The sequence below is a fragment of the Yinghuangia sp. YIM S09857 genome (assembly GCF_051388915.1).
Classification (GTDB): Bacteria; Actinomycetota; Actinomycetes; order Streptomycetales; family Streptomycetaceae; genus Yinghuangia.
Map to the genome: position 1 here is coordinate 278,701 of NZ_JBPKBH010000012.1, position 7,268 is coordinate 285,968.

Annotated in this window: 1 protein-coding gene and 2 pseudogenes; all 3 read left to right on the forward strand. The window is 73.2% G+C overall.

Features of this window, described 5'->3' with window-relative positions; genetic code table 11:
- Positions 1 to 543: pseudogene (locus ACRX5S_RS25405) on the forward strand (AMP-binding enzyme); the annotation flags it as partial.
- Positions 544 to 663: 120 nt separating this feature from the next.
- Positions 664 to 4,236 (forward strand): annotated as a pseudogene (locus ACRX5S_RS25410) (non-ribosomal peptide synthetase); the annotation flags it as partial.
- 548 nt (positions 4,237 to 4,784) lie between these two features.
- The coding region (locus tag ACRX5S_RS25415; protein ID WP_436775398.1) for a condensation domain-containing protein at positions 4,785 to 7,268 on the forward strand (2,484 nt) is incomplete at its 3' end.

Consider the following 7,268-nt stretch of genomic DNA (forward strand, 5'->3'; position numbering starts at 1 on the left):
CTGGAGTTCCTCGGCCGCACCGACGACCAGGTGAAGATCCGCGGTGTGCGGATCGAACCGGCGGAGATCGAGGCGCGTCTGACGGCCCGTCCGGACCTGGCGGCGGCAGTTGTGGCGGCTCGGCACGGCGCCTCCGGCGGCCCGCGCCTGGTGGCGTACGTCGTCCCCGAGCCCGGCGCCCAGGCGCCCGGTGCCGACGAACTCCGCTCCCACCTGGGCACGGTGCTCCCCGAGCACATGGTCCCCGCGGCGGTGGTCGTCCTGGACGCCCTGCCGCTCCTGCCGAGCGGGAAGACCGACCGGGCCGGGCTGCCCGAACCGGCGTTCGACGGCGCCGCCTCGTACGCCGCCCCCCGCACGCCCGAAGAGACCGCGCTTGCCGGGGTCTTCGCCGCCGTGCTGGGAATGCCCGGGGTCGGCGTCGACGACGGGTTCTTCGCCCTGGGCGGCGACAGCATCGGGGCCACTCTCCTGGCCTCGCGGGCCCGCGCGGCGGGGCTGCCGTTCACGGTCCGCGACGTCTTCCGGCATCCGACCGTCGCCGCCCTCACCCGGGCGGCACTGGCGAACCGGGCCGCGGCCGAGACGAGTTCGGCCCCCGCCACGGCGCCGCCTTCCGCACTCGATGTCACGCCGGAGCAACGCCGTGCCCTGGACCGGGCCTTGGGCGGCCCGGGGGTCGCCGACGTCCTGCCGCTGTCGGCGTTGCAGGAAGGCCTGTTGTTCCTCCTCAAGACGGACGAGGCCTCGCGCGCCATCTACACCCAGCAGGTCGTACTGGACCTGGCGGGGCCGGTCGAACCGGAGCGCATGGCCGATGCGGTGCGGGTGGTGCTGGAGAAGTACCCCAACCTGCGCGCGGGCTTCGTGCCCTTCGGCGATGCCTCGGTCGCGGTAGTGCCGCGCCGCTGGGACACACCTTTCCGCCACGCCGTCGACGAGGCCGAAACGGCCGGCGGTTTCGAGGAGTTCGCCGCCGCCGAGCGCGACCGGCCGTGGGATCCGCTGCGGCCGCCGCTGATCCGGTTCGGGCTGTTCCGGGTCGGACCGGAGGCGTACCGGCTGGTGATGACCTCGCAGGTGCTGCTGCTCGACGGGTGGTCCAGCGGGCTCGTGCTGTCGTCGGTCCTCGCCGCCTACACCGACGCGCACGCCGAACTCCGCCGTCCGGCAACCCCGTTCGCCTCATACCTGGACTGGTTGGCCGAGCGGGACACGGAACGCTCGCGCGCGGTGTGGTCGGCCTACCTGGACGGCGTCACCGAGCCCACGCGGCTGGCCCCGGCGGGCCATGACGCGGACGGCGCCACGGCGGAGTCCGCCGAGGAGTTCGCCCGCACGCTGCCGGCCGACCTGACCGACCGCCTGGCCGGGCGCGCCCGGGCCGCCGGGGTGACGCTCGGCACGGTCTACGAGTCGGCGTGGGGCCTGCTGCTGGCCCGGCTGACCGGGCGCGACGACTGCGTGTTCGGCGCCCTGGTCTCCGGCCGCCACCCCGAGGTCGCGGGCGTGGAGACCACTGTCGGCCTGTTGTTCAACACGGTCCCGGTGCGTGTGCGGGTACGCCCCGACGAACCGCCGCGCGCGTTGTGGCACCGCGTCCACGAGGAGAAGTCGGAGCTGTTCGACCACCCGGAGCTGGGCCTTGCCGAGATCCAGGCCCGGGTCGGCGCCGGACCGCTGTTCGACACCTTCTTCGTGGTGCAGAACCTCCCGCTGCCCGACAAGGCGACGCGGTACGGCCCCGACGGCGCGGTCCGCGTGCTCGACCACGAGGTGCGCGACGCCACGCACTACCCGGTGTCGTTCGTGGTGACGCCGGGTCAGGAGACCACCGTCCGCGTGATGTTCCACACCGGGGCGTTCACCCGGGAGGAGGCCGAACGCCTGGCCGACCGGTTCGAGCGCGTACTGCTCGGCTTCGCGGACGACCCGGACGCCGCAGTCGCCCGCATCGGACTCCTCTCCGACGCCGAGTCCCGCCAGGCCCTCGTGACCTGGAACGACAGCGCCCACGAACTCCCCGATGTCACCATCGCGGAGATGTTGGAGGAGCAGGCGGCGACCGAGCCGGACGCCGTTGCCCTGGTGTTCCGCCCCAACACCCCTGACGCGGTCACCTGGACCTACCGCGAACTCAACGAGCGCGCCAACCGCATCGCCCGCCTGCTGCGCAAGCACGGCGCCGGTCCCGAGCGGCTGGTCGGGCTCGGCCTCGCCCGTACGCCGGACATGGTGGCGGCGCTGTTCGCGGTGCTGAAGACGGGCGCCGCCTACCTGCCCCTCGAACTCGATCTGCCCGCACAACGCTTGGCCCTCCTCCTGGAGGACGGCGGCCCGGTCTGCGTGCTCACCGCGCAGGCGGTGGAGCGCCAGGTCCCCGAACACCCGGACGCGGCACGGGTCGTCATCGACGACCCGGAGACGGCTGCGGAACTGCTGGCGCTGCCGGGCGATGATCTGACGGATGCGGAGCGCCCCGGGTTCACCCGTGCGGACGCGCATCGCATGGACCACCCCGCTTACGTCATCTACACGTCCGGAACCACCGGGCGTCCCAAGGGAGTCGTCACCCCGTACCGCGGCCTGACGAACATGCAGTACAACCACCGCCGCCATATCTTCGACCCCGTCGTCGCCGAAGCAGGACGACGCCTGCGCATCGCCCACACCGTCTCCTTCGCCTTCGACATGAGCTGGGAAGAACTCCTCTGGCTCGTCGAAGGCCACGAAGTCCACATCTGCGACGAACAACTCCGCCGCGACGCCCACGCGCTCACCGCCTACCTCAACCACCACCACATCGACGTCATCAACATCACCCCCACATACGCCCAACACCTGTTGGACGAGGGACTGTTGACCGGCGAGCACCGGCCATGCCTGGTACTGCTCGGCGGCGAGGCGGTGTCGGACACGGTGTGGTCCGCGCTGCGCGAGACGCCCGGCGTGCTCGGCTACAACCTCTACGGCCCCACCGAATACACCATCAACACCCTCGGCGCCGGCACCGACGAATCGCCGACCCCCGCACTCGGGCGCCCGATCCACAACACGCAGGTCTATCTGCTCGACCACCACCTGCGGCCGGTCCCGCAGGGCACGCCCGGCGAGCTTTACATCGCGGGGGCCGGTCTCGCCCGCGCGTACCACGACAACGCCGGGCACACCGCCGCGCGCTTCGTCCCCAACCCCTACGGACCCCCCGGCAGCCGCCTCTACCGCACCGGCGACCTCACCCGACACCGCCCCGACGGCACCCTCGACTACCTCGGCCGCACCGACCACCAGACCAAAATCCGCGGCCACCGCATCGAACCCACCGAAATCGAAACCACCCTCACCACCCACCCCCACATCACCCACGCGGCCGTCGTCCCGCTGCCCGGCCCGGACGGCGCGGCCCGACTCGTCGGGTACGTCGTGCCGGACCCGGACGCCGGGCGCGGCGCCGAGGGCGAGGCCGAGCAACTGGCCGAGTGGCAGCAGATCTACGACGCGGAGTACGCCGAGATCGGCACCGCGCTGTTCCGCGAGGACTTCGCGGGGTGGGACAGCAGCTACGACGGGCGCCCGATCCCGCTGGAGCACATGCGCGAGTGGCGGGACGCCACGGTCGCGCGCATCGCCGCCCTGGCCCCGGCCGACCGACCCCGCCGGATCCTGGAGATCGGCGTGGGCACCGGGCTCCTGATGGGACGTCTGGCAGCGGACTGCGAGGCGTACTGGGCGACCGACTTCGCCGCTCCGGTGATCGCCAAGCTGCGCGCGGACCTGGCCCGCGACCCGGTGCTCGCGGCCCGGGTGGAACTGCGGGTGCGGCCCGCGCACGACCTGTCGGGCCTGCCCGAGGGCTTCTTCGACACCATCGTCGTCAACTCCGTGGCGCAGTACTTCCCGAGCGCCGACTACCTCACCGACGTGCTGCGCCAGGCCGTGGAACTGCTGGCGCCCGGCGGGGCGGTGTTCCTCGGCGACGTGCGGGACCTGCGCCTGGCCCGGACCTTCCACACCGCGATCCAGCTCGAACGCGCGGGCGCGGCGGCGGACGACACCGAAGTGCGGGCCGCGATCGAGCGCTCTCTTGTCTGGGAGAAGGAACTCCTGGTCGACCCCGGCTACTTCGCCGCCCTTCCGGCGCACGTTCCCGGACTTGCGGGGGTGGACGTCCTGGTCAAGCGCGGAACCGAGCACAACGAGCTCTCGCGCCACCGGTACGACGCGGTACTGCACCGCGCCTCGGCGTCCGTCGGTTCCCTCGACGCGCAAGGAATCGGATCCGGCGACACCTCGACCGCCGAAGTACCTTGGCCGGACGGCGGGTTGAGCGATCTCGCGGAGCTCCTGCAAGCCGCGAACGCGGCGTCCGGAGGCTCCGACGGCACCCCGGAGTCGCTGCGGCTCACCGGCATCCCGAACGCGCGCCTCGCCGGGGAGGCCGCGGCCGCCCGCGTCCTCGCCGACGGCGGCACGGTCGCCGAGGCGCGCGACGCCCGGGACCGGCACCACGCGGACGCGGTCGAGCCGGAGGATCTCTACGTTCTCGGCGCGCGGCACGGCCACCACGTGGCCGTCACCTGGTCGTCGCGTCCGGACGGCACATGCGAGGCGGTGTTCACGCCCGAGCGGGCGGCCCCGCGCGCGGTGGCGGCGTACGCACCTGGNGCGCGCGGCACGGCCACCACGTGGCCGTCACCTGGTCGTCGCGTCCGGACGGCACATGCGAGGCGGTGTTCACGCCCGAGCGGGCGGCCCCGCGCGCGGTGGCGGCGTACGCACCTGGCGTGCTCAAGGCGACCCTGGCCGCCTACACCAACAACCCCGCGGCGACGCGCGACGCCGGGACCCTCCTCCCGCGCCTCCGCGAATACCTGCGCGAGCGCCTGCCCGACTACATGGTGCCGAGCGCCTTCGTCGTGCTCGACCGCCTGCCCCTGACCGTCAACGGCAAGCTGGACCTGCGTGCGCTGCCCGCGCCCGAGGCGTCCGTCCGAGCCGCCGGGCGGGCCCCGGAGACCGCCGAGGAGAAGGCGGTCTGCGCGCTGTTCGCCGAAGTGCTCGGTGTCGCGGAGGTCGGTGCCGACGACGACTTCTTCGACCTCGGCGGCCACTCCCTCCTGGCCGCCCGGCTGACCGCCAAGGCGCGTTCCGTGCTCGGCGTGGAGCTGAGCATCCGGGACGTCTTCGGGGCGTCCAGCCCGGCCGCGCTCGCCGAGCGCATGGGCCCGCTCGCGGACCGCGACCCCGCGGACGCGCGCCCGGTCCTCGTCCCGCGCGACCGCCCCGAGCACGTCCCGCTGTCGTACGCGCAGCGCCGCCTGTGGCTGCTCGGCCAGTTCGCGGACGCCGGCACCGCCTATCACGAGCCGGTCGCGGTACGCCTGCGCGGCGTGCTGGACGCCGATGCTCTCCGCGCCGCGGTACGCGATGTCGCCGCACGCCACGAGGCGTTGCGCACGGTGTGCGTCGAGTCCCCCGGCGCCGTGGGCGATCCGGGCGACCACCTCGCCCAGCGGCTCGTCTCGGCGGACCACCCCGCGTTCGGCGTCGAGTTCGTGTCCGTCTCCGCGGTCGCCGGCGCGGGCACGGGCACCGCGAGCACGACCGACAGCACGGACGCCGACCGGGCAGCCGCCGAGACCCGGGTGGCCGCCCTCGTCGCCGAGGCCGTACGCCGTCCGTTCGACCTGGCCGCCGATCCGCCGCTGCGCGTCTCGGTGTTCACGGTGGCCCCCGAAGAACACGTGCTGCTGGCCGTGTTCCACCACATCGCCGTCGACGAATGGTCGATCCGGCCGTTCGCCCACGACCTGGCCGCCGCGTACACCGCCCGGCACGCGGGCCGTGCCCCCGACTGGGACGACCTGCCGGTCCAATACGCGGACTTCACGCTCTGGCAGCGTGACCTGCTCGGCGACCCGGACGACGCGGACAGCGTGCACACCCGGCAACTCGCCTACTGGCGCGAGGAACTGGCCGGTCTCCCCCAGGAGATCGCGCTGCCCGCAGACCGGCCGCGGCCCACGATGGCGACGTACCGCGGCGGCACCGTCGAGACGCTGCTGCCCGCCGAGGCAGCGGACCGGCTGCGCGGCATTGCGCGTGCGGCGGGGGCGAGTTCGTTCATGGTGTTCCAGAGCGCGGTGGCGCTGCTGCTGCACCGCCTGGGCGCCGGGGACGACATCCCCCTCGGCAGTCCGGTCGCGGGCCGCGACGACGAGGCGCTGGGCGACCTGATCGGCTTCTTCGTCAACACCGTGGTGGCGCGGGCCGACGTGTCCGGTGACCCCACGTTCGCCGAACTCCTGGGCCGCATGCGGGACACCGACCTGCGGGCGTTCGCGCACCAGGACCTGCCGTTCGAACGCCTGGTCGAGGCGCTGAACCCGGTGCGCTCGCAGGGCCGGAACCCGCTGTTCCAGGTCATGGTCGGCTACCAGAACCAGGCCGTGGGCACGGTCGAGTTCCCGGGCCTGGCGGTCGAGGGCGCGCGGTTCACCCCGCCGACCGCGAAGTTCGACCTGGACTTCGTGTTCCGCGAGACCAGCGAGACCGGCGCCCCGACCGGGCCGCTGGAGGTCGCGATCGAGTACGCCGCCGATCTGTTCGACGCGGCGACCGCCGAGACGCTGCTCGCCCGGCTGGTGCGGCTGCTGGAACTGGTCGGCGACGCACCAGAGCGGCGCATCGGCGAGTACGAACTGCTCACCGAAGCCGAGTCCCACCAAACCCTGGTGGCCTGGAACGACAGCGCGCACGAGCTGCCGAACATCACGATCGCCGAGATGCTGGAGGAACAAGCCGCGGCCGAACCGGACGCCGTGGCCCTCGTGTTCCGCCCCGACTCTCCCGACGCGGTCACCTGGACCTACCGCCGGCTCAACGAACGCGCCAACCGCATCGCCCGGCTGCTGCAAGCCCACGGCGCCGGGCCGGAACGCGTGGTCGCGCTCGGCCTCGCGCGTACGCCGGACATGGTGGCGGCCCTTTTCGCGGTGCTGAAGACGGGCGCCGCCTATCTGCCCCTCGAACTCGACCTGCCCGCACAGCGCTTGGCACTCCTGCTCGAAGACACGGGGCCCGTGTGCGTGCTGGCCTCCGAGACGTCCGCCGACCGACTCCCGGAAGACGCCGAACCGTTGCTGCTGGACGCCCCCGAAGTGGCCGCGTTCGTCGCCGCGTTGCCCGGCGGGGATCTGACGGATGCGGAGCGCCCCGGGTTCACCCGTGCGGACGCGCATCGCATGGACCACCCCGCTTACGTCATC